This is a genomic window from Flavobacterium sp. MFBS3-15, from assembly GCF_026107645.2.
GTDB lineage: Bacteria > Bacteroidota > Bacteroidia > Flavobacteriales > Flavobacteriaceae > Flavobacterium.
On sequence record NZ_JAPCHV010000008.1, the window covers coordinates 110,342 to 133,402 of the forward strand.

General features: G+C 47.1%; 23 protein-coding genes and 1 tRNA gene. 12 read left to right on the top strand and 12 right to left on the bottom strand.

Annotated elements, in window-relative coordinates:
- Nucleotides 1-61 precede the first annotated feature (61 nt).
- The 7 genes from OGH69_RS08805 to OGH69_RS08835 all read left to right on the top strand — a co-directional run bounded on the left by OGH69_RS08805 (nucleotide 62) and on the right by OGH69_RS08835 (nucleotide 4,802).
- Entirely contained in the window at nucleotides 62-721 is a 660-nt protein-coding gene (locus tag OGH69_RS08805) for a TetR/AcrR family transcriptional regulator (protein WP_265174089.1), read from the top strand.
- The gene (locus OGH69_RS08810; RefSeq protein ID WP_265174090.1) at nucleotides 721-2,025 is read left to right on the top strand and encodes an ABC1 kinase family protein; all 1,305 of its coding nucleotides are present in this window, start codon (nucleotides 721-723) and stop codon (nucleotides 2,023-2,025) included. The genes OGH69_RS08805 and OGH69_RS08810 overlap by 1 nt, the downstream gene beginning before the upstream one ends.
- Before the next feature lie 246 nt (nucleotides 2,026-2,271).
- Complete coding sequence (idi, locus tag OGH69_RS08815) at nucleotides 2,272-2,799, top strand: isopentenyl-diphosphate Delta-isomerase (RefSeq protein ID WP_265174091.1); 528 nt, start codon at nucleotides 2,272-2,274, stop codon at nucleotides 2,797-2,799.
- Nucleotides 2,800-2,940: 141 nt separating this feature from the next.
- The gene (locus tag OGH69_RS08820; RefSeq protein WP_265174092.1) at nucleotides 2,941-3,351 is read left to right on the top strand and encodes a 6-pyruvoyl trahydropterin synthase family protein; all 411 of its coding nucleotides are present in this window, start codon (nucleotides 2,941-2,943) and stop codon (nucleotides 3,349-3,351) included.
- 1 nt (nucleotide 3,352) lies between these two features.
- Nucleotides 3,353-4,324, top strand: coding sequence for a type I phosphomannose isomerase catalytic subunit (locus OGH69_RS08825; RefSeq protein WP_265174093.1), 972 nt, complete (start codon nucleotides 3,353-3,355; stop codon nucleotides 4,322-4,324).
- Nucleotides 4,325-4,382: 58 nt separating this feature from the next.
- Complete coding sequence (locus OGH69_RS08830; protein WP_265174094.1) at nucleotides 4,383-4,649, top strand: hypothetical protein; 267 nt, start codon at nucleotides 4,383-4,385, stop codon at nucleotides 4,647-4,649.
- Nucleotides 4,650-4,728: 79 nt separating this feature from the next.
- Nucleotides 4,729-4,802 (top strand) — tRNA-Thr (locus OGH69_RS08835).
- Between the two features lie 71 nt (nucleotides 4,803-4,873).
- Here OGH69_RS08835 and OGH69_RS08840 read toward each other — a convergent pair.
- From OGH69_RS08840 to OGH69_RS08885, 10 genes are all read right to left on the bottom strand, one after another.
- Nucleotides 4,874-5,236 carry a hypothetical protein gene (locus OGH69_RS08840; protein ID WP_265174095.1) on the bottom strand — a complete coding sequence of 121 codons (363 nt, stop codon included), beginning with the start codon at nucleotides 5,234-5,236 and terminating at the stop codon, nucleotides 4,874-4,876.
- A gap of 3 nt (nucleotides 5,237-5,239) precedes the next feature.
- Complete coding sequence (locus OGH69_RS08845; protein WP_265174096.1) at nucleotides 5,240-5,983, bottom strand: hypothetical protein; 744 nt, start codon at nucleotides 5,981-5,983, stop codon at nucleotides 5,240-5,242.
- Between the two features lie 4 nt (nucleotides 5,984-5,987).
- Nucleotides 5,988-6,719, bottom strand: a complete 732-nt coding sequence (locus OGH69_RS08850; protein ID WP_265174097.1) for a DUF4369 domain-containing protein — start codon at nucleotides 6,717-6,719, stop codon at nucleotides 5,988-5,990.
- Nucleotides 6,720-6,850: 131 nt separating this feature from the next.
- Nucleotides 6,851-7,306, bottom strand: coding sequence for a YciI family protein (locus tag OGH69_RS08855; RefSeq protein ID WP_265174098.1), 456 nt, complete (start codon nucleotides 7,304-7,306; stop codon nucleotides 6,851-6,853).
- Nucleotides 7,307-7,348: 42 nt separating this feature from the next.
- Nucleotides 7,349-9,508: a methylmalonyl-CoA mutase gene (gene scpA / locus OGH69_RS08860; RefSeq protein WP_265174099.1), complete on the bottom strand. Its 2,160-nt coding sequence runs from the start codon at nucleotides 9,506-9,508 to the stop codon at nucleotides 7,349-7,351.
- Between the two features lie 2 nt (nucleotides 9,509-9,510).
- Nucleotides 9,511-10,881 (bottom strand): methylmalonyl-CoA mutase subunit beta, encoded by a 1,371-nt coding sequence (locus OGH69_RS08865; protein ID WP_265174100.1) that lies wholly within the window; start codon nucleotides 10,879-10,881, stop codon nucleotides 9,511-9,513.
- A 1-nt stretch (nucleotide 10,882) separates the two neighbouring features.
- Nucleotides 10,883-11,230 (bottom strand): FtsB family cell division protein, encoded by a 348-nt coding sequence (locus OGH69_RS08870; protein WP_265174101.1) that lies wholly within the window; start codon nucleotides 11,228-11,230, stop codon nucleotides 10,883-10,885.
- Nucleotides 11,231-11,316: 86 nt separating this feature from the next.
- Nucleotides 11,317-11,679: a four helix bundle protein gene (locus tag OGH69_RS08875; protein ID WP_265174102.1), complete on the bottom strand. Its 363-nt coding sequence runs from the start codon at nucleotides 11,677-11,679 to the stop codon at nucleotides 11,317-11,319.
- Between the two features lie 89 nt (nucleotides 11,680-11,768).
- On the bottom strand, nucleotides 11,769-12,377 hold the full coding sequence (gene udk / locus OGH69_RS08880; protein WP_265174103.1) for a uridine kinase: 609 nt from the start codon (nucleotides 12,375-12,377) through the stop codon (nucleotides 11,769-11,771).
- Between the two features lie 164 nt (nucleotides 12,378-12,541).
- The gene (locus tag OGH69_RS08885; protein WP_265174104.1) at nucleotides 12,542-13,777 is read right to left on the bottom strand and encodes a hypothetical protein; all 1,236 of its coding nucleotides are present in this window, start codon (nucleotides 13,775-13,777) and stop codon (nucleotides 12,542-12,544) included.
- A 51-nt stretch (nucleotides 13,778-13,828) separates the two neighbouring features.
- On the opposite strand from OGH69_RS08885, the gene OGH69_RS08890 reads away from it, so the two are divergent.
- Nucleotides 13,829-13,978, top strand: a complete 150-nt coding sequence (locus tag OGH69_RS08890) for a hypothetical protein (protein ID WP_265174105.1) — start codon at nucleotides 13,829-13,831, stop codon at nucleotides 13,976-13,978.
- A gap of 30 nt (nucleotides 13,979-14,008) precedes the next feature.
- Here OGH69_RS08890 and OGH69_RS08895 read toward each other — a convergent pair whose 3' ends face one another.
- Nucleotides 14,009-16,510, bottom strand: a complete 2,502-nt coding sequence (locus OGH69_RS08895; protein WP_265174106.1) for a DUF2339 domain-containing protein — start codon at nucleotides 16,508-16,510, stop codon at nucleotides 14,009-14,011.
- A gap of 179 nt (nucleotides 16,511-16,689) precedes the next feature.
- Nucleotides 16,690-17,538 carry a helix-turn-helix domain-containing protein gene (locus tag OGH69_RS08900; protein WP_265174107.1) on the bottom strand — a complete coding sequence of 283 codons (849 nt, stop codon included), beginning with the start codon at nucleotides 17,536-17,538 and terminating at the stop codon, nucleotides 16,690-16,692.
- Between the two features lie 120 nt (nucleotides 17,539-17,658).
- Here OGH69_RS08900 and OGH69_RS08905 point away from each other — a divergent pair, with 120 nt between their 5' ends.
- From OGH69_RS08905 to OGH69_RS08920, 4 genes are all read left to right on the top strand, one after another.
- Nucleotides 17,659-18,483: a phytanoyl-CoA dioxygenase family protein gene (locus tag OGH69_RS08905; protein ID WP_265174108.1), complete on the top strand. Its 825-nt coding sequence runs from the start codon at nucleotides 17,659-17,661 to the stop codon at nucleotides 18,481-18,483.
- Between the two features lie 169 nt (nucleotides 18,484-18,652).
- Nucleotides 18,653-19,477: a sugar phosphate isomerase/epimerase family protein gene (locus tag OGH69_RS08910; RefSeq protein WP_265174109.1), complete on the top strand. Its 825-nt coding sequence runs from the start codon at nucleotides 18,653-18,655 to the stop codon at nucleotides 19,475-19,477.
- Between the two features lie 5 nt (nucleotides 19,478-19,482).
- Nucleotides 19,483-21,411 (top strand): beta-L-arabinofuranosidase domain-containing protein, encoded by a 1,929-nt coding sequence (locus OGH69_RS08915; RefSeq protein ID WP_265174110.1) that lies wholly within the window; start codon nucleotides 19,483-19,485, stop codon nucleotides 21,409-21,411.
- Nucleotides 21,412-21,466: 55 nt separating this feature from the next.
- Nucleotides 21,467-23,011: an alpha-amylase family glycosyl hydrolase gene (locus OGH69_RS08920; protein WP_265174111.1), complete on the top strand. Its 1,545-nt coding sequence runs from the start codon at nucleotides 21,467-21,469 to the stop codon at nucleotides 23,009-23,011.
- Nucleotides 23,012-23,061: the final 50 nt, after the last annotated feature.

Here is a 23,061-nt window from a genome sequence, read left to right on the forward strand (position 1 = left end):
CATTGTTTCGAGTCATCGGATTGTACTTATCTGTAATTTTGATAGTATAAATATCAAATTTATGGCTACGAAAAAAAATACAACCCCTGACAGGCAGTTACTTATCAGTAAGTATACCGATCATTGCCTTGTACACGGCAAGAGGCCGGAGTCGGTTTACAAATTCGCAAAGGATAACGGATTTGAGGAGTCACATTTCTACAAGCATTTTTCATCATTTGAGGCTTTAGAGAAACATTTCTTTGCTGAAATGTTCAACCACACCCTTGAAATTCTTGAAAAATCACCCGCATATACGGAATATTCCGGCACCGAAAAGCTGTCGGCATTCTACTTTACTTTCTTTGAACTCGCCACGGCCAACAGGAGCTTTGTGATGTTTGCCCTAAAGGAAGGCGGCACGGCATTGCGCAACCTTGTTAAGTTAAAGGAACTCCGCACAGCATTTTTGCCATATGCCGAAGCCATTCTCGAAAAGCCGTTTGAAACCTATGGACATCGTGTTGGCAAGGTACAGGACGCGGCGCTTCGTGAAGGGGCATGGCTGCAATTCCTCTCCATATTGAAATTCTGGATGGATGATACTTCAGCTTCCTTTGAGAAAACCGACATATTCATCGAAAAATCAGTAAAAGCCTCGGCCGACCTGGTATACAATATCCCGCTGAAAAGCGTACTCGACCTGGGCAAATTCATCTGGAAAGAAAAATTTAACGCATAATGAAACGACTGGACTCCATTCCTACCAACAAAATCGACAGGGTAACGCGCCTTGTGACCACAGGCGTGAAGGTTGGCGGGAACTACCTGAAATATTACGGCAAGAAAATGGTGAACCCTGAGCTGACTAAGGACGAGCTGCACCAGGACAATGCCGCCGATATTTATGATACACTGAAAGAATTGAAAGGCAGTGCGCTCAAGGTGGCCCAGATGCTGAGTATGGAAAAGAACCTCCTGCCGCAGTCCTATGTGGACAAGTTCTCGCTAAGCCAGTTCTCAGTACCGCCATTATCGGCTCCATTGGTTCGCAAGACGTTCAAAAACTATTTTGGGGTATATCCTGACGAGATGTTTGACTGGTTTTCGCCTGATTCTGTTAATGCAGCGAGTATCGGACAGGTGCACAAGGCGAAGAAAGACGGAAAGGAACTTGCCGTAAAAATCCAGTATCCCGGCGTAAAGGAAAGCATCAGCACCGATATTGCCATTGTAAAGCCTATCGCCATCCGCATGTTCAACCTGAAGGATACTTCGGATGAGTATTTTCAGGAAATTGAAGGCAAGCTGATGGAGGAGACCGATTATGTACTGGAAATGGAGCAGAGCGAATATGTGCGGCTGGCCTGTAGCGGCATCCCAAACCTCAGGTTTGCGGAATACTACCCTGAATATTCATGCGAGAAGATTATCACGATGGACTGGATGGATGGCATACACCTTTCGGAATATAATACTTCCGGACTTTCCAAAGAAAAGCGCGACAGGATAGGGCAGGCGCTGTTTGACTTCTATATGTTCCAGATACACAAGCTGAAGTATTTCCATGCAGACCCTCATCCCGGAAATTTTTTGGTGGATAAAGATGATAACCTGATAGCCATCGACTTCGGCTGCATGAAAAGGATACCGGATAATTTTTACCAGCGATATTTCGAATTGGTAAACCCGGCAAACCTTGCGAACAGGGAAATATATATGAAGCTGATGCACGAGCTTGAAATGCTCAAGGAGACCGATTCGCCCGAAGATATTAAATTTTTCTCAGAACTGTTCCATGAGTTGCTGGTAGTGTTTACCAGGCCGCTTCAAAATGAAACCTTCGATTTTTCCGAACCGTCGTTCCTTGAGGAGGTGGCGCGCATGAGCCAGGAGCTTGCCAGCGATAAAACGCTGCGAAAGATGAACGGCAACCGCGGGTCAAAGCACTTCATCTACATCAACCGAACGTTTTTGGGGCTGTACAACCTGCTTTCGGATCTTAAGGCAGAAGTAAGGATAAATGATTATGAGAAGTACGTGTGATAATAATGGAATCAATTCTTTGATAAAAATATTTCTGTTCCCGTTGTAGAGGTGTTGCACTGCAACGTCTGAATATTGTAGCCAAAACATTAGAGCCGTTGCATTGCAACGGCTCTAATGTTTTGGATTTGTTTTATTTCCATTAAAGACAGCAGTTTCAGCCACTCTTATTGTCGGGCTTTAAACATTCGTTAAACGCCTATCTTTCTGCAAAGTTTTTCTTATTTTTGGAAGCTAATTGCCGCCATGGAAGAAGAGAAAGTAATACTTGTAAACGAAAACGACGAACCAATTGGCCTGATGCCGAAAATGGAGGCTCACGAAAAGGGTGTCCTGCATAGGGCGTTCTCGGTTTTTGTGCTGAACGAAGCTAACGAGATCATGCTGCAGCAGCGCGCGGCTCAAAAATACCATTCGCCCCTGCTGTGGACCAATACCACCTGCAGCCACCAGCGCGAAAGGGAGTCCAATATCCAGGCCGGCACGCGCAGGCTCCGGGAGGAAATGGGCTTTACCACTGAACTCAAGGAGCTGTTCTCCTTTATCTACAAAGCGCCTTTTGATAACGGCCTTACCGAGCACGAACTGGATCACGTGATGATTGGGTACTACAATGGCGAGCCAGAAATCAACCGCGATGAGGCCGAAAGCTGGAAATGGATGGCCATCGATGCCGTAAAGGAGGATATGCAGGAGCATCCTGAGCAGTATACCGTGTGGTTCAGGATCATATTTGATGAGTTTTACCATTATCTGGAAGAACACAAATTATAGTTGTCGGTTGATGCTTGCCGGTTGTCGGCAGCTTCGTAGTACCGGCACATATGCGCTTTATTTTAAATAATGGTTTTCAGTTTATGGTTGCCGGAAGCTCCCGACAACCGCCAAACCGACAACCGACAACCATAAAACCAAATGAAAGTCACCGTTAGCCGCAATGCCCATTTTAATGCCGCGCACCGCCTGTACCGCAAGGACTGGGATGAGGCGCAGAATACTGCTGTGTTCGGGAAATGCAACAACCATAATTTCCACGGGCATAACTATGAGCTTACCGTGAGCGTGACCGGGGCCATCGATCCGCAGACAGGATATGTGATCGACATGAAAGTACTGAAAGATATCATCTATGAAGAAGTAGAGATGCCGTTCGACCACAAGAACCTGAACCTTGATGTGCCGGAGTTTGCCGACCTGAATCCCACAGCCGAGAATATTGCGGTAGTTATATGGGAGCGTATCCGCACCCGCATCGATCAAAATATGGCGCTGGAAGTGGTGCTGTATGAAACCCCAAGAAATTTTGTAACCTATAAAGGAGAATGATATGAGTATGGAATTGTATCCATTGATATTTGAGCCCATCCTGAAAGACAGGATATGGGGCGGCACCAAGCTGGAAAGCGATCTGGGCAAAACCAACCTTCCTACACGCACAACCGGCGAAAGCTGGGAACTGTCGGCTGTGGATGGCGATATGAGCGTGGTAAATAACGGTGCTTATGCCGGAAAGCCGCTGACCGAACTTTTGGAGAAATTCCCTGCCGAAGTGCTGGGCACAAAAGTACATGCGCAGTTTGGGACGCAATTTCCGCTATTGTTCAAGTTTCTGGATGCAAGGGAGGACCTTTCCATACAGGTGCACCCGAATGATGCATTGGCCAAAGAGCGCCATAACTCGTTCGGCAAAACTGAAATGTGGTACGTGATGCAGGCCGATGAAGGTTCGCGCATTATTGTGGGCTTTAAGCACCAGTCGAGCGCGGAGGAATACCTTCAGCACCTGGAAAGCAAAAACCTGATTGAGATACTTAATGAAGTGCCGGCAGAAAAGGGGCAGGTGTTTTTCCTGGAAACCGGAACGATACACGCCATAGGAGCAGGCATTGTGATCGCTGAGATACAGCAGACCAGCGACATCACCTACCGCATATACGACTGGGACAGGGTAGATGCCAACGGTAAAGGCCGTGAGCTGCACGTAGAACAGGCGCTGGATGCGATGAACTATAACACTACAGATACGCAGAAGAATTACACGCAGGAGCCGAACAAGAGCAATGTAATGGTAGACTGCCCGTACTTTACTACAAGCTACCTTCCGCTGGAGGGCAGCGCGGGCAAGACGAATGACGGCTCGAGCTTCAGGGTATACATTTGTACCGATGGCGCATTTTCAGTGGAATTTGACGGACAGAAACATGATTTTAAGAAGGGCGATACCATACTGGTGCCGGCCGCTTTAGCCTCTTACCTGCTTACGGGCACAGCCACTTTGCTGGAAATAAGTATTTCTTAACAGGATTTAGCAAAGAATAATGTAATTTTGCAAACTGAACCATAAAGTAAAAATAGAAATGGCAAACGTTAGAAATTTAAAGAAGGATATCAATTTTGTAATGGGCGATATCATCGAGGCAGTATACCTTACCGAGCTTGCTAAAGGCGGAAAGCCGTCGGACAAATCGGAAGCGATTATTGATGAGGCCATTGTGGCATTTGACACGCTTATCAAAAAAGTGAACGCAAAGAACGTTGAGAATAAAACAGCGCATTTTAAGCAAATCAACAAAGAACTGGAAGAAACTGCCGGTCAGCTTGTTGCGAAAATCAACGCGCTGTAAGCGAAAAAAATCGATAAAAAGTACGGGTGAACGTTTGGAAATTTAAAATTCAGGCTTATATTTGCACCCGTATTGAGACGCCGGTGTAGCTCAGCTGGCTAGAGCAGCTGATTTGTAATCAGCAGGTCGTGGGTTCGAGTCCCTCTATCGGCTCAATAAAAAAACCGCTTCAGAAATGAGGCGGTTTTTGTATTTTAATAATTCTGTATATTATTTTCACATTCTTAAGGCTTTACCCTGAGGTACACATTCTCCGGACTTTTGCCGGGCTGTGCTTCATCAGGATTGTCAATAATGGTCAGCTTGTCGCCTTCCAGTTTGTATACATTCTTTTGGCTGTCCATTGGCTCACCCTGAAACGAAAGGTCGCAGGTAAGGTATTTTTTGCCATCTTCTTCCGTCTGCTTGTATTTTATTTCGAGGCCCTCCATGGCATCCGGTTCCTCAGGGTCAATGAACATCATGGTGCCGTCAGCTTTAAATTCGACCATTTTGGTTTTGTCTTCTTCGCTGGCCCACTTTCCGGTAAGGCTTTGCGCAAATGTAAACGCAGGGAATAGTAGTAGCAGTAATAATAATTTTTTCATGGTTTATGGTTTTAATAGTTTTGGCTTGCTGCCGTCGTTTGGGTAATAAACTTCAATTTGGTCATTATATTCTATCCCTTCCCAAATATAGTGTTCTTTGTTGTATTTTTCGGTCAGGGATTTGTTGACAGAAAAATTTTCAAGTGAGTAGATTATAAAAGGGCTGTACGTGCCGATGTCCTCCTCAACAGTTAAAAATTGTGGGCTCCTGCGTACGATCATTTCGGCATGGCCGTCGTTGTCCAGGTCAGAAACACGTTGCAGTTCCTCCAGTTTGTTGTGGAAAATAATATCCATATTCCTCCCTTTCACTTTAAGGATAAAAACTTCCTCCCGTCCTGACCCGTACGGAAATCCGAAAAGGAATATATAAGACTGTATACCTTCCTTATGCACATAGGCGTTCTTCGAAAGGACGGCATTTTGTCCGGTTTCCGCAAGATAAAAGCCTATTTCATCCCACGCATTTTTTGCAAAAAAAGTCATCCGTCTGCCATTTACCGAAACATTCATTTTTGTAAAGAGACCCGGGTCGCCTTCAACAGGAGTTTGGTACAGGATAATGGTATCATTTACTGTGTCGGCATTCAGGTCGGTAATGATGGTCTCTACCGGGGTGTAGGTGGCATTTTGCCGTTGTTTGGTTTGTGCGTTGCTGCCAACGGAGAAGAGCAGGCAGCAAAAAGCCCCGATAAAAGAATGCATCTCGTTGGGATTTGTTCTCTTATCGTGGCTTTTGTTTTTCATGGTGCTATTTTATTTCAGCTGTGGCGGCTTTTTTGCGCTCTTCCATTAGCTGGTTGAATTGTTTGCCGTACAAAGACTTTGCCACTTTTGGTGTAATGCTCTTTTGCAGTGTGTCGAGGAATACCACGTTCATGTCGCCTATTTCATACACACCCAGGTATGGGGCAATTTCATAATCCTTATGCTGTACGGCATAGTTAAGGGTATAAAAGTACCTCCTGTCCCTCAGTTTTTCCTGTTTTACAAGTACACTGTCCAGCTTCGCAACTTTGCCATACTTCGAGGCAATCATCCCGTCTTTCATAAGGTCTAGGTTATTGTCGGTAAAGCGGCTCTTTATCTTGAGGAAATCCTCATACAATTTCTGGTTTTTCGATCCGGTTATCTTCGCCCTTTTAAAGAACTCCTCATTGTGGCTTTCAATGGTCATATTACCCGGTTCGGCAAAGAACGGCAGGCTGTTATCTACCGAGTTGGTTTGCCCCCTGTCTAAAAACAGGTACAGCATCTGAGGCGAATCGATTTTCAGGTGGCTTTCAAAACCTTTTTTTGCGTCGGTAATGATGATCGTATCCATCGGTACCAATGAGGTATCTACTATTTTCTGTATGTATAGCTTACCCTGGCTCAACCCCTTGATGTGGCCTGTAATGTGGAGGTTGGCATCTCCGTGGTCTTCTTTATTGCATGCAATCAACAGTACTACAGCCGCGAGGGCAAGGGCAATTTTTTTCATAAAAGGGTTAAAGCGTTAAATTTGGCGCAAAGTACTAAAAATATGGATTAAGGGGAAATGTGTGGGAAGAAATATAAAAATCCCTGATATAAAGAGATTCCTCCTTCGTTTGAATTACGTTGAAACCTATATTAAGGCTTTTTCTTCTCGATCTTCTCGTGCGCCTTGAGGTATTCCGGCAAGGCGGCAGAGCCATACCATTCATAGAGTTCACCTTCCAGCAGGCCGGCGGCAACGACAGGGTCTGATTTCAGCAGTGCCTGTGCCTCGGCAATGGTCTTTACGTTGAAAATGAACAGCCCTCGGTAATTCTTGTCGTTTTTACCCAATGGACCTGCAACAGTAAGTTTGCCTTCACTGGCCAGCCGACCTATATTTTCCATATGCCCGCGGAACAATTCGTTCACTTTGGACTTGTCCTCAATTTTGGCAGTCCCTGTTTTCAGGATGCAGAATACGTACATTTTCATGCCGTAGTCATCACCGCCCAATGATTCGGCCAAAGCCTTGTCGTATTTTGGGTTATCGGTTTGAGCATAGGCGCTTAGGCCTATAAACACAAGGAAGCAGGATAGTATATTTTTCATATCGTATGGCAAAGTAGAAAATAAAAAATAATCAATAAGAAATTACTCAAAACCCTCAATCAACACTTCCAATATCTTAATAGCCGCCTCGCTGATCTTCGTTCCCGGCCCAAAAACCGCCACCGCACCTGCATCAAACAGGTATTGGTAGTCCTGTGCGGGTATAACCCCACCTACAATCACCATGATGTCCTCACGGCTGTATTTTTTCAGCTCTTCGATCACCTGTGGCACAAGGGTTTTATGCCCCGCGGCCAATGAAGATACGCCCAGTATATGCACGTCGTTCTCCACCGCTTGTTTGGCAGCCTCAGCCGGGGTTTGGAACAGCGGGCCAATGTCCACGTCAAAGCCCACATCGGCATAGCCTGTCGCTACTACCTTGGCGCCGCGGTCATGGCCGTCCTGACCCATTTTGGCTATCATGATGCGCGGCCTGCGGCCTTCCAGCTTTGCGAATTTATCCGCCAGCTGTTTTGCTTTTTCAAAGCTTTCGTCGTTCTTTATCTCTTTGCTGTACACGCCGCTAAATGATTTGATTTGTGCTTTGTACCTCCCGAACACTGTTTCCAGTGCATCGCTTATCTCGCCCAGGGTCGCCCTGTGGCGAGCGGCCTCAACGGCCAGTTCCAGTAAATTCCCTTCTCCTGATTTCGCCGAAACGGTGAGTTTGTCCAGGCATTCCTTTACTTTTTCGCCATCGCGTGATGCCTTTATCTGTTCCAGGCGGTCTATCTGCTGGCGGCGCACCATCTGGTTATCGACATCCAAAATATGGAGCGGGTCTTCTTTTTCCAGGCGGTATTTGTTCACACCTACAATGATGTCCTGCCCGCTGTCAATGCGTGCCTGCTTGCGTGCTGCAGCCTCCTCAATGCGGAGCTTCGGTATGCCGGCCTCAATGGCTTTGGTCATGCCGCCCAGCTCTTCCACTTCCTCAATCAGCGCCCAGGCTTTTTTAGCGATCTCGTCGGTAAGGCTTTCCACATAGTAGCTGCCGGCCCATGGGTCGACCGTTTTGGTTATTTTGGTCTCCTCCTGGAGGAATATCTGTGTGTTACGGGCAATGCGTGCCGAGAAGTCGGTTGGCAGTGCAATGGCCTCATCCAGTGCGTTGGTATGCAGCGACTGCGTTCCGCCAAATGCCGCCGCCGCCGCCTCAATGCATGTACGTGCCACATTGTTGAACGGGTCCTGCTCGGTTAAGCTCCACCCGCTCGTTTGGCAGTGTGTACGCAGGGCAAGCGATTTTTCGTCCTTAGGATCAAACTGTTTTAGCAATTTTGCCCAAAGCATACGTCCTGCCCGCATCTTGGCTATCTCCATGAAGTGGTTCATACCGATAGCCCAAAAGAAAGACAGGCGCGGTGCAAACTCGTCGATTTTCATACCGGCAGCCAATCCGGTGCGAATGTATTCCAATCCGTCGGCAAGGGTATAAGCCAGCTCAATATCGGCAGTGGCCCCCGCTTCCTGCATGTGGTAGCCGGAGATGCTGATGGAGTTGAACTTCGGCATCTTGCGGCTGGTATATTCAAATATGTCGGCAATGATTTTCATCGACGGGGCAGGAGGGTAGATGTAGGTATTGCGCACCATGAACTCCTTGAGGATGTCATTCTGTATTGTCCCAGAAAGCAGTTCCGGCAATACACCCTGCTCTTCGGCTGCCACGATGTAAAAGGCCATGATGGGCAGTACCGCACCGTTCATGGTCATTGATACGGACATCTCATTCAGTGGTATCTGGTCAAATAGCACCTTCATGTCCTCAACGCTGTCGATGGCTACACCGGCTTTGCCCACGTCGCCCACCACACGCTCATGGTCGCTGTCGTAACCGCGGTGTGTGGCCAGGTCAAATGCCACCGATAATCCTTTTTGCCCTGCGGCAAGGTTACGCCGGTAAAAGGCATTACTTTCTTCGGCTGTTGAGAATCCGGCATACTGGCGAATCGTCCACGGACGGCGCACATACATCGTGGCATACGGCCCGCGAAGGTTGGGCGCAAACCCAGCCCCGAAAGCAATGTGCTCGAGGTTCTCAATGTCTTCAGCAGTATATTCCTGCTTTACGGCAATGCCTTCGGCTGTTACAAAGTCATTTTGTTCAGGCATCTCGACTGCGCCCGATGTGACAACGTTCCGGTTTCCGGTTTCCGGGTTAGCGGTTAACTTAATATGTTGGAGGTTTTTTCTCATGACTAATTGTTTCCGGTTTTTTCGGCTTCCAGCCTTTCCTGCTCCATTTTTTCCGCCAGCCTTTTTTCGATGATAGGGATTATCAGCGTTTTCCTCGGGTTGGCTTTTACGAACGGGTACAACTCCAGGTCGCTGCTCATGCGATCGTTCTTGTTGGGGTATTTGTTGGTGCCCAGCAGCACTTCTTTGCCACTGTCAAAAAGCTCCTGCTCCCTTGCGGCGCTTTCGACTATCTTGCGTTGTATAGTGCCTTCTTTCAACTGTGTAAGGAAGCCGCCATTATCTTCAATATCCTTAAATAGCACCAGCGCTTTTTCGGCCAGTTGCTGGGTCAGTTCTTCAATGTAGTAGGCTCCATCGGCCGGATTGTCTACCTTATCAAAGTAGCTTTCATGCTTCAGGACCAGCAGCTGGTTGCGTGCTATGCGGTCGCCAAATTCATTATCCTTATGGTACAATGCATCGTAGGCCAGGTTGGCAACAGCATCGGCCCCGCCCAATATGGCACTCATGCATTCTGTGGTAGTACGCAGCATGTTTACGTTGTAGTCGTACAGCGTTTTGTTGCGCTTGGTGGGAGTGGCGATAATGTGGCAGTCGTAGTTATGGTCATACTCCTTTGCGATTATTCCAAACAGAAGCCTGATCGCTCTTATCTTGGCGATCTCGAAGAAGTAATTTGAGCCGACAGCCACTTGTAGCGTAACCGGCTTTCCGACAGTTGCCACACGGTTAAAATATTCGTTGGCGTGTGCCAGGGTATAAGCGATCTGCTGTACGATGTTGGCGCCTGCATTCTGGTACGTTGTGCTGTCGACACCCAAAAAATGGATGTTGGTGCACGCTAAGGCAATAGTGTTAAGGGCTTCAATGTCTGTCTCCAGGTTGGTAAACCAGTTACCGTCCTTAGCGAGTTGGCCAATGGGGTCGAGCAACACAAAATAATTCGCGCCGTTAACAGCTGCAATTGCATCCAGCTTCTTTACGAAATCGATTGAAAGGAAACCCAAATTGAAGTACACCGAAACGTCTTTCGGAAGGCGTGCCAGTAGTTTTTCCACATTGGTATCTTCAGCAGGGATCGTAAAACGGATGCTTTCGGCACCGCGCTTTAGGGTGCTCAGAGCGCGCCCGGCTGATTTTTCCACATCCTGCACATAAATGTTCTGGCAAATGGTAAATGATGCCGCCTTGCCACCCGAAGCGATGGGCTCCTTAAACTCGTCCACGTGATAAAAAGGCTTTACCTTTATACCCTCAGGGCTTTCCCATACCAGCGTATCGTTATAATCGGCGCCCTTAAGCTCATATTGTACCTGCTGTTTCCACTGCTTGGAGGAAACGGCGTCAAATTCATTAAACAGGCTGCTCATGCTAAAGTGATTTTGTGTTTTCGTCCTCAAGGGTGTCACCCTCGTATTCAATGATGTAAATATCTTCATTTTCCCGCTTCATGTAGTATTTCTCGCGGGCATATTTTTCGGTTTGGTCAGGATTGTTCAGCTGCTTTATGGCAGCGCTGTCCTTGCGTTTCTCATTAAGATAGTAGTCGCGGTTCTTCTCCAGCTCTTCAATTTTTTTGTCAAGAATACCTTTCTCAAAGTAGGAGTAATTGTCCAGGAACAGCATCCAAATCCCTACAAAAACAATAACCAGCACGTAGCGGTTTCCTAAAAATTTCAGGAATGGCAGGCGGGTGGTTATTTTTTTGAAGAGTTTCATAGAGCTAAGTTCCAAATAGCAAATCACAAATTACAAATAAATTCCAATCTTTTAAATTCTAAAATTTCAAACTCCGGACCTGAAATTCAGGACGGTTTGATTGTGGCTTTTTCCAGTATTGCCGAAAATATTTTCTTTAATTCGGTGGATTCCTGTATCAATGCCATTATTTCACTTTCAAACTCCGGATTGCAAACCTTTAGCAAAGAAAGCCAATAATTAGATTCTTTTGCTTCCTTGCGGCAAATTTTTATCCTGTAATAAAAGTCCTTTTTACTCAGAGATTCGTTAGCTTCAATGTAATTCGCACCTACAGATCCCGATGAGCGTACCAATTGTTTTCCGTCTTCAATAGTCTGTATCGTCCTCGGCAACTTTTTCAGAAGCATTCGGCAATCCTTCGCAAAAAGAAAAGTTCTTTCTTCCAGGTTGTGTACTTTATGCTCCATGTTTGTTATTTAGGATTTGCTATTGGAACTATTTGCGATTTGTATTTTCCTAAAGTTTGTGATTTGTAATTTGGAACTTGGAATTTAAACTAAAGTATCCTTTGATTAATCACCGCCCTCACCACATCTATGGCGACATTATTATAACGGTCATTCGGGATAATGATATCGGCATGGGCCTTGGTAGGCTCAATGAACTGTTCATGCATCGGCTTTAGCGTGGTCTTGTAGCGGTTCAGTACCTCATCCATGTCGCGGCCCCTTTCGGCAATGTCGCGCCTCAGACGGCGTATGAGCCTTTCATCCGGGTCGGCGTGCACAAATATCTTGATGTCGAAAAGTTCCCTCAATTTAGGATCCGACAGTATAAGGATGCCTTCTACGATCATTACCTTGCGTGGGTGGGTCAGAATGGTATCGTCAGTTCGGTTATGTGTTACAAACGAGTACACCGGCTGCTCGATCACGTTACCGGCCTTTAGCTGCGTAAGGTGCTCGGTAAGCAATTCAAAGTCGATGGCACGCGGGTGGTCAAAGTTGATTTTTCCGCGTTCCTCATAGCTGAGGTGGGTAGTTTCGCGGTAGTAGTGGTCCTGGCTGATGATGCCCACTTCGGTAAGCGGCAGCTCGTTCATTATTTGGTGTACAACCGTAGTTTTCCCGCTTCCGGTACCCCCGGCAATTCCGATGATAAGCATTGTTGTGGTGTTTAATTTTTTGCAAAAGTAACAATTATCAATCGCAAAAGCACAGGATTTTTAGCCGCGAGTTACATGAATTCCACAAATTTGTCAATCTGCGCCTTCGGGTGTGACAACAAAGAGTTGGTGAAGTTCGTGTAATTCGTGTAATTTGTGGTAATTTACTTATCCTTCATGTCCTTTACCATGCTGATGCAAAAATAGATTACGATGCCTGCCCCGGCCGCTATGCACACCCACATGATCCAGGGATTGTGGGTTGGCGATTTTTCTACAGGCTCTGCATTGATGGCTTTTGCATCGGAAAGTGTGGCAACAGGCAGGTTTTTAGGGAGCTTATCCTTAAAATTGATAAAATCATACAGGGCGGCACCCAGCTTTTCATTGCCTGTAACCATGGTATATGTTTCCCCGGCTTTCAGGTCGGCCACGATGCGTATAGGTGCCTGGTAAAATTTTACCGATGTGATGTCGAGGGGTGGGTTGTCCTGATTATCTATTTCTATAACGAATTCCTGCTCTTCAAAATGCAGGAAGTCGATGGCGTTTTTTGTGGATGAATCCAGTTCAAATTCTTCCAGCACGGACACATTCTTCCTTTTCTTTCGCTTAACGGTCTCCTCGCGGTTTACCAGAATGCGGGCACTGCGCTTATAGAATGACGGGGCCTTTATGTCAAAAACCATCCGGTTGATGAGAATCCGGTGTTCTTGTTTGACACTGATTCGTGTTTTCTTCCCGCCATCCATATTTTCAATTTTTACATAGGGTGCAATTTGCTCCATGGCAACAGGCGTAATGTTCTCAGTAAGCTGCCCGGCTTCGAGCAGGTTTACAGGAAGGGTCTTTTTATCATCAAAGTCGATGCGGATATACTTATAATTGTGCAGCGGGAGGTACAGCGTTTTGTATATTTTTGTGTCAGCAGGGTTATGGAGGCCGTCTAAGATTTGATTGTTTACCAAACCGAAAAATTCTTTATTGTCATTGCTTCCGCTGATGCTGTACGTTTTTACTGCGTCAGTATTAGCGATGGCCAAAGTGAGTTCCTGCATCTTGCCGCCTGAAGTATTTTCAATGGTAAAAGAGGATGACTTGCCGCGGAGACTGTTTTTTGCAATGATCGGGAATTTCCTGAAGCCCTGCTCGTTCACTGTAGTGGGACTATACTCCAAAAAATAAGGCACTTCCTTATTTTTGCTGTCCAGTATGCGGATGATCTCCGGGTTTTCGTCAGCAAGGGTGCGGAACTGCGAGCCCACATAGATCACATGCGGGCCGCTCTCCTTTATGGGTGAAATCTTTGCTGATACGGTAAATTCCTGTGCAAAGGAGGAAAACCCTAATAACAGGAATAATTTTAACTTGATCGTGTGGCAGAAGTGTTTGGTGCGCATGGTAGTTAACTTTTACAGAAATGTCTTTTGGCTAAAAGAAAAAGCAGGACGATGAATGAGATGAATGCAGAAAATATCGACAGGAATATTGCAAAATACATCACTCCATACAGGGCCGTAGTCAAATGGGAAATGGCAGCACAGGATAACAGCACGGCCAGGCTGGCCAAAAATATTTTAAGCGTGAATGCAGTAGAGTAATCCAGGCTATCCACCATCATGGTTATACGTTTAATCAGTTTGCTTATCATCAGCTTCATTTTCAGGTTTGTCTTCAATTACAAGGCGCTTTACCTTTTGGTAAAGGAACGATATTACGAGTATTAGTATACCCAGCAATATGAACGCGATGATCTTGCCGGTTTCCGATACATTGCGGATGTCATAGATAAATAATTTCGTTATCGTCAGACCCAATAATACGAGTGCGGCAATGCGAATGCTGCGTAGCTGCTTGCGAATCCCCATGAGCAGTAGTAAAAAGGCAATGGCACCCCAAAGTACCGGATAACCTGTTTTTACAACATGGTCGCGTACGCGGTCTATTTGTTCATAAGCATCATTGGTGGTAACCGAATTCCCAATGGCCTCAACCACAGTTGTTACTGGCTCAAGGGCTATCATGAGCCAGTTCAGCATCAGTTCCGAGCTGGCAAGGTATACCAAAAGGAAAACCGTGATCCACGGCAACGCTTTTTCGTTGCGCATGCGGTTCAGGATGCTTTCTTTATTCATTCTGTAAACGAGCAGGATGGTGTATAATGCCAATGCCAGCAGTACAAAATGCAGCCAGTAGGCGAGGGGCCACGAAACGCCCATGCCCAGATAGTCTTCCACCTCATAGTATGCAAGGTTGGAAAACAGCAGTATGAAGGCTACGGTGTTGGCAATGCCTATGAGCGTACCCAGCTTTCGGTGCAGTGCATCTTTCCCAACACAATGGAGGTGGATGAATGCAATACAGAAAGCCATATGGTAGAATACCAAAAGGCTATAGGCAGCATAGGTGCTTTCAAGGATGTAATCAGCCTGGAAGTTCAGTTCAAGGAAACCGGCAGTATACACTAGCAGCAATGTAAAAATACCAACAATCCTTTGGTAATTCGCTACATTGAATGACAATCCGTACAGCTTGTAGATGCCGGAATCTTTACGCAACAGCAGGATAACGCCAAAACACGACGCAATGGCAAACAGGCTCGTAAGGAATGCCGGGTTGATGATGATGCGCAACGATTCGCCATAATAATACAGGTTCATCCAGTCCATGACAAGGCTGATGAGCATCAGGGCATGCACAATGGCCGACCCAAACCGGAAGCTCTCAATTTTCGATTTCTGGGCTAGCCAAAGCAGCAATACCGCTTCGGCGGCCCAGAAAAGGGTAATGTAATTGCCCTCGAACTGTATCGGTATGGCAAGGGTAACAAAAGTCAGCGTCAGTCCGATGAGGATGTAAATGGCCCTTTGGTCAACATGCAGCTTTTTGTAGAGCAGCCACGAAAAGCAGAAGTTGAAAACTCCGAGCAACAGTGTAAACATCCCCTTGTATTCGGGTGTGTAATTTTCAAGCAGTACCATTCCCGCCGCATAGAACAGGAAGGTGTTGCTCACCAGTATGCTAAGCTCCATATTGGAGAATGGTGTTTTGCGGCGCACGTTGTTGATGATGTTCATCAGCAGGAACACGAAGTAGAACGTGAAGGCGAAAGCCAGAGCACCCTCGTAAGGTGCATTTTCGGTGCCGATGATGGTGAATAGCCAGCTGGCAAAAAGCAGCACCGTGAAAACATACGCCTGCAGGTTGATGAGTCCCCATTTTTTGTGATAGGCTATAGCCAAAATGCCAACGTTGAGTATGGTAATGTAACTGAACAGCACAATATAATTATTGCTACCGGTGCTCACCATGAACGGCACGGCAAAACCGCCAATGAGGGTAAGGGCGGCCAGTTCCTGTCGGTCATACGAGACGGATAGGAAGGCGCTGAATGCCGTAATGGCAACCATGATAATAAAGGCCACTGTCTGGCTGAAGAGCTGGTAGTCGTGGAAGGCCACGGCTATGGTAAAATAGAATATCGATACCGCGCCGGCGACCAGCACTGAACTGAAGGCCTTATAATTTTTACGCAGCCTGTGGGCCACAAGCATCACGATGCCGCCGGCTAATATTCCGATGCCCACGCGGGCAGGCTCTCCAATCCATTCTTTGTCAATGGCGAATTTTACAAAGTAGCTGATACCCAGCACCAGTATCAGTATACCAATTTTGTTGATGAGGTTCTCGCCGATGAACTTCTCCATGTCCGGGTTTTGCTCCTTGAATTTTTCCCACCACGATTTTTGTTCCGGCAGTACTACGTTGGTGCGGGTAGCTGACGGCTCAACAGGCCGTGGCTGCTGCATTGCCGCAGCACGTAAAGTAGTTTCCGGCACAGGCTGTTCCTGCGGTTTAGGGGCAGGAGGTATGGGAGTGGGGGACTCTTCCTTTGGTTTTTCTGCGGGCCAGTCTGATAGCGGCTTTGGTATTTCCGGAGCAGATTTGGGTACAAGTGCCGGTTCTTTGGCCGGTTCGGCAGGTTTTTGGAACTTTTCGAGCAGCCGGGTATGGTAGTCCAGCTTGCGGTGCGCCTCAAACAGGTCAATCTTCAGCTTATCGATTTTCGACGAAAGGGTATTGAGGAATATTATGAATACTACAATGAGTACGATGAGTAAAACGTATTCCATAGGTGTTGGTTAATGGGTTACGGTAAATGTAATATAAATTCTGTTTTGGTTATTACACAAAGATGCCCAAAGAAGCACAAGTTCCGTAAAGATTTTTACAGTAATGATGTGTCTGGTTTTAAATTTCCTTCTTTTTCTTTGTGTCTCTTAGCGTCTTCTTTTCGAAATAACTTTCAAAATCATCGCTTGATACTCATCCTGAAACCCCTCGGAGTCATCTTCTTTTTCTTTAAAAACACCCTGTTGAAGTACGTAAGGCTTTCAAAGCCCGAGGCAAATGCAATCTCGTTGATGGTTTTGTCCGATTCCGTGAGCATCCTGCACGCATTGCCGGTGCGGATGTCATTTACGTAATCAGAGAATGTTTTGCCGGTCACCCGTTTGAAGAATTTGCAGAACGCACTGTTCGTCAATCCTACCAACCCTGCCGCTTTGTCCAGGCTGATGCTTTCGGCAGAATGTTTTTGGATGTACCCGCACACCTTGTTGATGCGTTCCTCGTTCTCTTTCCCTTTCGCTGAAGCAAAAAACTCAGAAGATAGCGGCTTTCCCACCTTTGTGCTGAGCAGCTGCAAAATGTCCAGCAGTGAGGTTATTCTCGAAATACCTGCTTGCTCCGGCAGTTTTTTTATTTTGCGTATAATGGCTTCGGATTTTTGAGAAGGAAAATAAATACCGGTATGCGAGGCATCCAGAAGCCTTTTTATGGCTTCAAATTCGGGATGCTGCAAAAAGCTGTTGATGAACTCTTCCGAGAACTGTATTACCACTGCTGAAGTAGTGCCCTTAGCTGTTGGCTCGCTGCTCCAGGTATGCGGCAGCCCCGACCCCAGCAGCACAAGGTCACCCGCCTCAAAATTCTCATAGCTGTCGCCTACCAGACGCCTGCCGTCGCCCTGTGTGATCAGTGTAAGCTCATATTCCGGGTGGTAATGCCATTTGAATTCAAAATAAGGCACGACAGAATGATAGGCCACAAACGACGCACCCTCCTTTTTGCTTTCTACATTTTCATACGCTGCTTTCATGGGTACAATATAAATCTTTATTTGTTATTTTAAATTTATTATTGTCAATATAGTGCTATTATTTTGACTTCCTGTGCCTGAAAACCGTACTCGTCCCCTTTAGCTTTGTAAAAAAAGATTATGGAATCGATACCGCAAACCATCGCGCAGCACCTTTCGGAACCGTATGCCCTAACGGCTGACCAGGTGGCCTTTTACCAAAAGAACCGCTACATCAAGTTAAAGCAAGTGCTTGATGCCGAAACGATCGCTTTCTTCAACGACGCAATTACGCAGCAGGTCAATAAAATGAATACACAGCAAAAGTCGCTGGACGAAAGGGATACCTACGGCAAGGCGTTTTTGCAGCTGTTCAACCTCTGGAGGGAAAATGAAGTGGTAAAGCAACTGGTGTTCAGCGAAAGGCTGGCCAAAATTGCGGCCGACCTGATGCAGGTGCAGGGAAGCCGCCTGTACCACGACCAGGCATTGTTTAAGGAAGGCGGCGGCGGCATTACCCCGTGGCATGCCGACCAATACTACTGGCCGCTGGAAACCGATAAAACCGTAACGGCCTGGATACCGCTGCAGGCCACCCCGCTGGAGATGGGCCCGTTGGAATTCAGTGCGGGGAGCCATGTGATTGTGGAGGGCCGCGACCTGGAGATAGGCGATGAGAGCGAGAACGTGATGCAGGAAAAACTGCGCGTAACCGACTTTGAGCACGTGATTGAGCCGTTTGACCTGGGCGAGGTGAGCTTCCATTCAGGGTGGGTATTCCACCGGGCGGGGGCCAACACAACCGACGAAATGCGCAAGGTGATGACGGTAATTTACATGGATCGCGACATGGTGCTCAAAAAACCGGAAAACAAGAACCAGATAAATGACTGGCATACATGGTGCCCCGGTGCTACGGTGGGAGAGGTGATCATCACGCCGCTGAACCCGATATTGTATCAATAGGCCTCACCCCAACCCCTCTCCAAAGGAGAGGTGCAGCCTCGCTCAGATGTATAGAATGGGTTGAATAGATATAAAAAGAATATTTAACGTTTATAATGTTGGTTTCCATCCTTGCTCCCCTCTCCTTCGGAGAGGGGCCGGGGGTGAGGCCAAATCCACACTTACTATAATGACATTACACTACTTATGCCCGCATTGGGGCAGTGAAGGACAAACGGCGAAAGCTTTTTTTGAAGCCGTACTGGAGGAAGGCTACGACGGGATCGAGATCAATATGCCCGATGACGAAGTATTCATAAAGGAGTTTAAACAGCAATTGTCCGGGGTGAGGGAAACGCGTCCCGGTTTCGCATTTATCGCGCAATGTGTTCCGGATGCTAAGAATGAAACGGTGGAAGAGCATATCGAAAGGGTGCTTAAACGCTTGCAAACACTGGCCGGCCTGAAGCCGGATGCCATCAATTCGCATACCGGCAAGGATTACTATTCCTTTGAGGAGAATTGCAAAGTGATTGAGGCGATCGGGTCTTTTGGAGAAAAAAGCAAGGTAAGGATCCTCCATGAAACACATCGCGGGAGGTTCAGCTTTCACGGCCCGTCATTGCTGCCCTATCTGGACCGCTTTCCGCAGATGGAGCTTGTAGCCGACTATTCGCACTGGTGCAATGTGTCCGAAAGCATGCTGGAAGGCCAGGGCTACGTGCTGGAACGGGTATTGCCCCATATTGGGCACATCCATGCCCGCATCGGCCATCCGCAGGGCCCGCAGGCTGCCGACCCGTTTGCGCCCGAATGGCAGCAGCACCTGGATTGTTTTCTCTCATGGTGGAAGGACATTAAGCATTACCGGACCGGGAAAGGCAGGAGGCTTACCATTACACCGGAGTTTGGCCCCGTGCCTTATATGCCCACGATGCCTTTTACCGGCGAGCCTTTGGCTGACCAGTGGGGAATTAATTCGAAAATGAAAGATTATTTGAAGATCAATCTGTAAATGACATGAAAAATAACATTAGAAAAGGGCTTCTTCCGGGGCTATTTTCCTTGGCATGTTTAGTAACCAGCGCCCAGGAAGACCCTTTTAAAAAAATAAACAGCCTGCCGGAGACGTTTACCATACTGCCTTTTGGCGATGTGGTGCCGCAGGGCTGGATTAAGGACCAGCTACAGGACAACCTCGACGGCTACACCGGGCATCTGGATGAACTGGTTCCCGACCTTATCCAAAAAGATGACATTTACGGGAAGGACAGGCTGACCAAAAAGGTAAAAAGCAAGGATGTGGGCGCATTAGGCGACAACGAGGGCGACTGGCAGGTGCAGTTCCTGTGGTGGAACAGCGAGACCCAAAGCAATTGGTGGGATGGCTATATACGCAGTTCCATTTTGGCAAATGATAAAAAACATCTGGAGCGAATCGAAAAATATGTACAGCGCATTCTCAGCACACAGGACAAGGATGGCTATCTGGGCATTTACGATGCCGAGCTTCGTTACAAATTTGATAATGAGAACGGCGAGCTTTGGGCGAAAGCCACACTATTGCGCGGCCTGCTGGCATGGTATGAATATACCGACAGGCCGGAAGTGCTGGATGCCGTGAAAAGGGCAGTGGACAATGTAATGTTCAACTGTCCGGTTGATGGGTCGAAGCCGTTCTATTCGGTGAACCCCAATGTGGGCGGGCTGTCGCACGGGCTTACGTTTACCGATGTGCTGGAGCAACTGTATTATTTGACCAAAGAACAGAAATACCTTGATTATGCATTGTTTTTATACAAGGACTTTTCGACGCATGAGCTGAATGAGGACGCGCAGTATAAAAAGCTGATGGATGCCTCGCGGATGCTGACGGGCCACGGCGTGCACACGTATGAGCACCTGCGTTCATTGGCGGCAGCTTACCAAACTTCGGGGAATCCCGCACTGAAAAAGGCGATAGATAATTTTGAAGAAAAGATTAATCAAACAACTACGGCATCGGGCGGGCCGGTGGGCGACGAATGGATAGCAGGCAAAAAGGCCGATGCTACAGGTCGCGGTTACGAATACTGCTCACTTCAGGAGTTGCTGCACAGCTATGCCAGCCTGTATGCGAAGTCGGGCGACAAGGATTACGGCGATCGTATCGAACGGCTTTTCTTCAACGCGGCACAGGGGGCAAGGCATCCGGAGCAAAGCTGCATTGCGTACCTGAAAAGCGACAATTCGTACGAAATGACCGGAGGGCTTAATGGGGACAATTCGGTAAAGACCCAAACGAGGTATAAATATTCGCCCGTTCACCAGGATGCTGCGGTGTGCTGTGTGCCCAATGCCGGCAGGATTTCACCTTACTATGCACAGTATATGTGGCTGAAGGACGGCAACAGCCTGGTGGCATCATTGCTGGGGCCATCAACTGTAAAGTCAGGCAATATTACCGTTAAAGAGCTTACCAACTATCCGCATGAAAACACAATCACGTTCGAAGTAGAAGGTGCAGGTCAGGATTTTGTCCTAAAAATACGCAAGCCGGATTGGGTCTCAAAATTTAAGGTCAATGCGAAATACAAAGAGGAGAACGGCTTCATCATCATCGCGAAGGACTGGAAGGGAAAAGATGCTGTAACATTAGATTTCATTCCGGAAGTTAAAGCACATCAGGACATCAACGGGGAGCATTATTTTACCTATGGGGCGTTGGTTTTGGCGCATGCCATAAAAGGTACGGAAGCGAAAACAAAATTCTTTCCCCTGCCGGGCTATGCCGACCTGAAGTATACCCCTGAGGATTTGGTTGTGTACCAATTTGCAGGCGAAAAAGTGAAGCAAAAAGGGAAAAGCCTTATATTTGAAACCAGGCTGTATAATCCAAAGACAGGAAAGAACGAAACCGTAACCCTGGTTCCTATGGACAAGACGGTATTGCGGCAGGTGACGTTTTAAACATGCGGTTATCGCCTTATGCTGAAGTTCAAATACTAACCCACATCGGTAAAAAATGACCATGACCAAAAAGCTCATCCTTATACTATCAATATTCTTTACCCTGAGTACTTCGGCACAGCAGGAAGCAATGTACCATGTGTTCCAGCGCAGTTTTTTTGACAGCGACGGCGATGGCCACGGCGACCTGAAGGGTATGCAGCAAAAGCTGGACTACCTGAACCAGTTGGGCGTGACCACGATACTGCTTACACCACTGTACCAAAGTGATTTTTACCATAATTATTTTGCAACCGATTTTGATGCTATTGATAAGGAGTACGGCACGTTCAAAGAATACAGGGATCTAATTACGGAGGTGCATAAGCGAAAGATGAAGCTGTACCAGGACGTGGAGATGCAGTATGTTACCGGTAAGCATCCGTGGTTTGCGGATTCGTATAAAAATCCAAAGTCGCAATACAGTAAATACCTTTATTATAATGATAAGGCCAATGAAAAGCCATGGTATTTTTGGGATGTGGCGGAGTTTACCACCTACGATAACCTGAAGGAACAGATTATTGTAGTCAACATGAAAGACCCGAAAGTAAAGGAATACACGTTGAAGGTTCTTAAATACTGGGCCGATCCAAACGGCGATGGCAAATTTGATGACGGAGTGGATGGCTATCGCCTTGACCACATGATGGACAACCTGGACAATGCCAACAAGCTTACTAACCTGTTTAAGGACTTCTGGACACCGATACTTACCGGCCTCAGGAAAACCAACCCTGCATTGCAGATCGTTGCCGAACAGGCCGACTGGAACTCATACGGCCACGAATATTTTACCAAAGGAAATGTAGACAGGGTGTTTGCCTTCCGGCTGAAGCAGGCCATTTGCACTTTTGATAAAAAGAAGATTGAAAAAGCTGCCGACAGTACTTTCCTGTATAACCCCGCAGGGAAACAGCAGGTAGTGTTTATTGAGAACCACGACACCGACCGCTTTGCATCAGAGCCGGGCATGAATATTGGGAAACTGAGAATAGGCGCCGCGCTGAACCTGCTCATCGGAGGTGTGCCCTCTATCTATTACGGGCAGGAACTGGGCATGAAAGGCAAGCGGGTGCAGCACGCTTCCGACGGCACCGACATCCCTATCCGTGAGGCATTTGAATGGTATGCGAAAGAGGATGGCCCCGGCATGGCCACGTGGTATAAGGATTCCGGCCTGTGGTGGGACAACCGCAACATGAAGCCTGACGATGGCATTTCGCTGGAGGAGCAGCAAAAAGACCCGAACTCACTGTGGTCCTACTACCGCCAGTTGATTAAACTAAGGAAAACATGGTATGCTTTGTCAAAAGGCGATTACAAAACCATACCGAATACGAGCGATAAAGTGTTTTCCTTCGTGCGTACCTTCGAAATGGAAAAAGTATTGGTTGTAATAAACCTTTCCCCTGACACCGAAGAAGTGCTGTTGGATCCGTATGAAGACTACAGCATTGCCCATCTTAAACTGCTTTCCGGGACACCGAATGTAAAGTTGCCGAGGGACGGCAGGTATGTTACGCTGCCGCCGTATGCGGTACAGGTATGGAAATTTTAAATGCCGTAAAATTTTTATACTCCTCTACGTTTTTCATTTTTTTTGCTGTG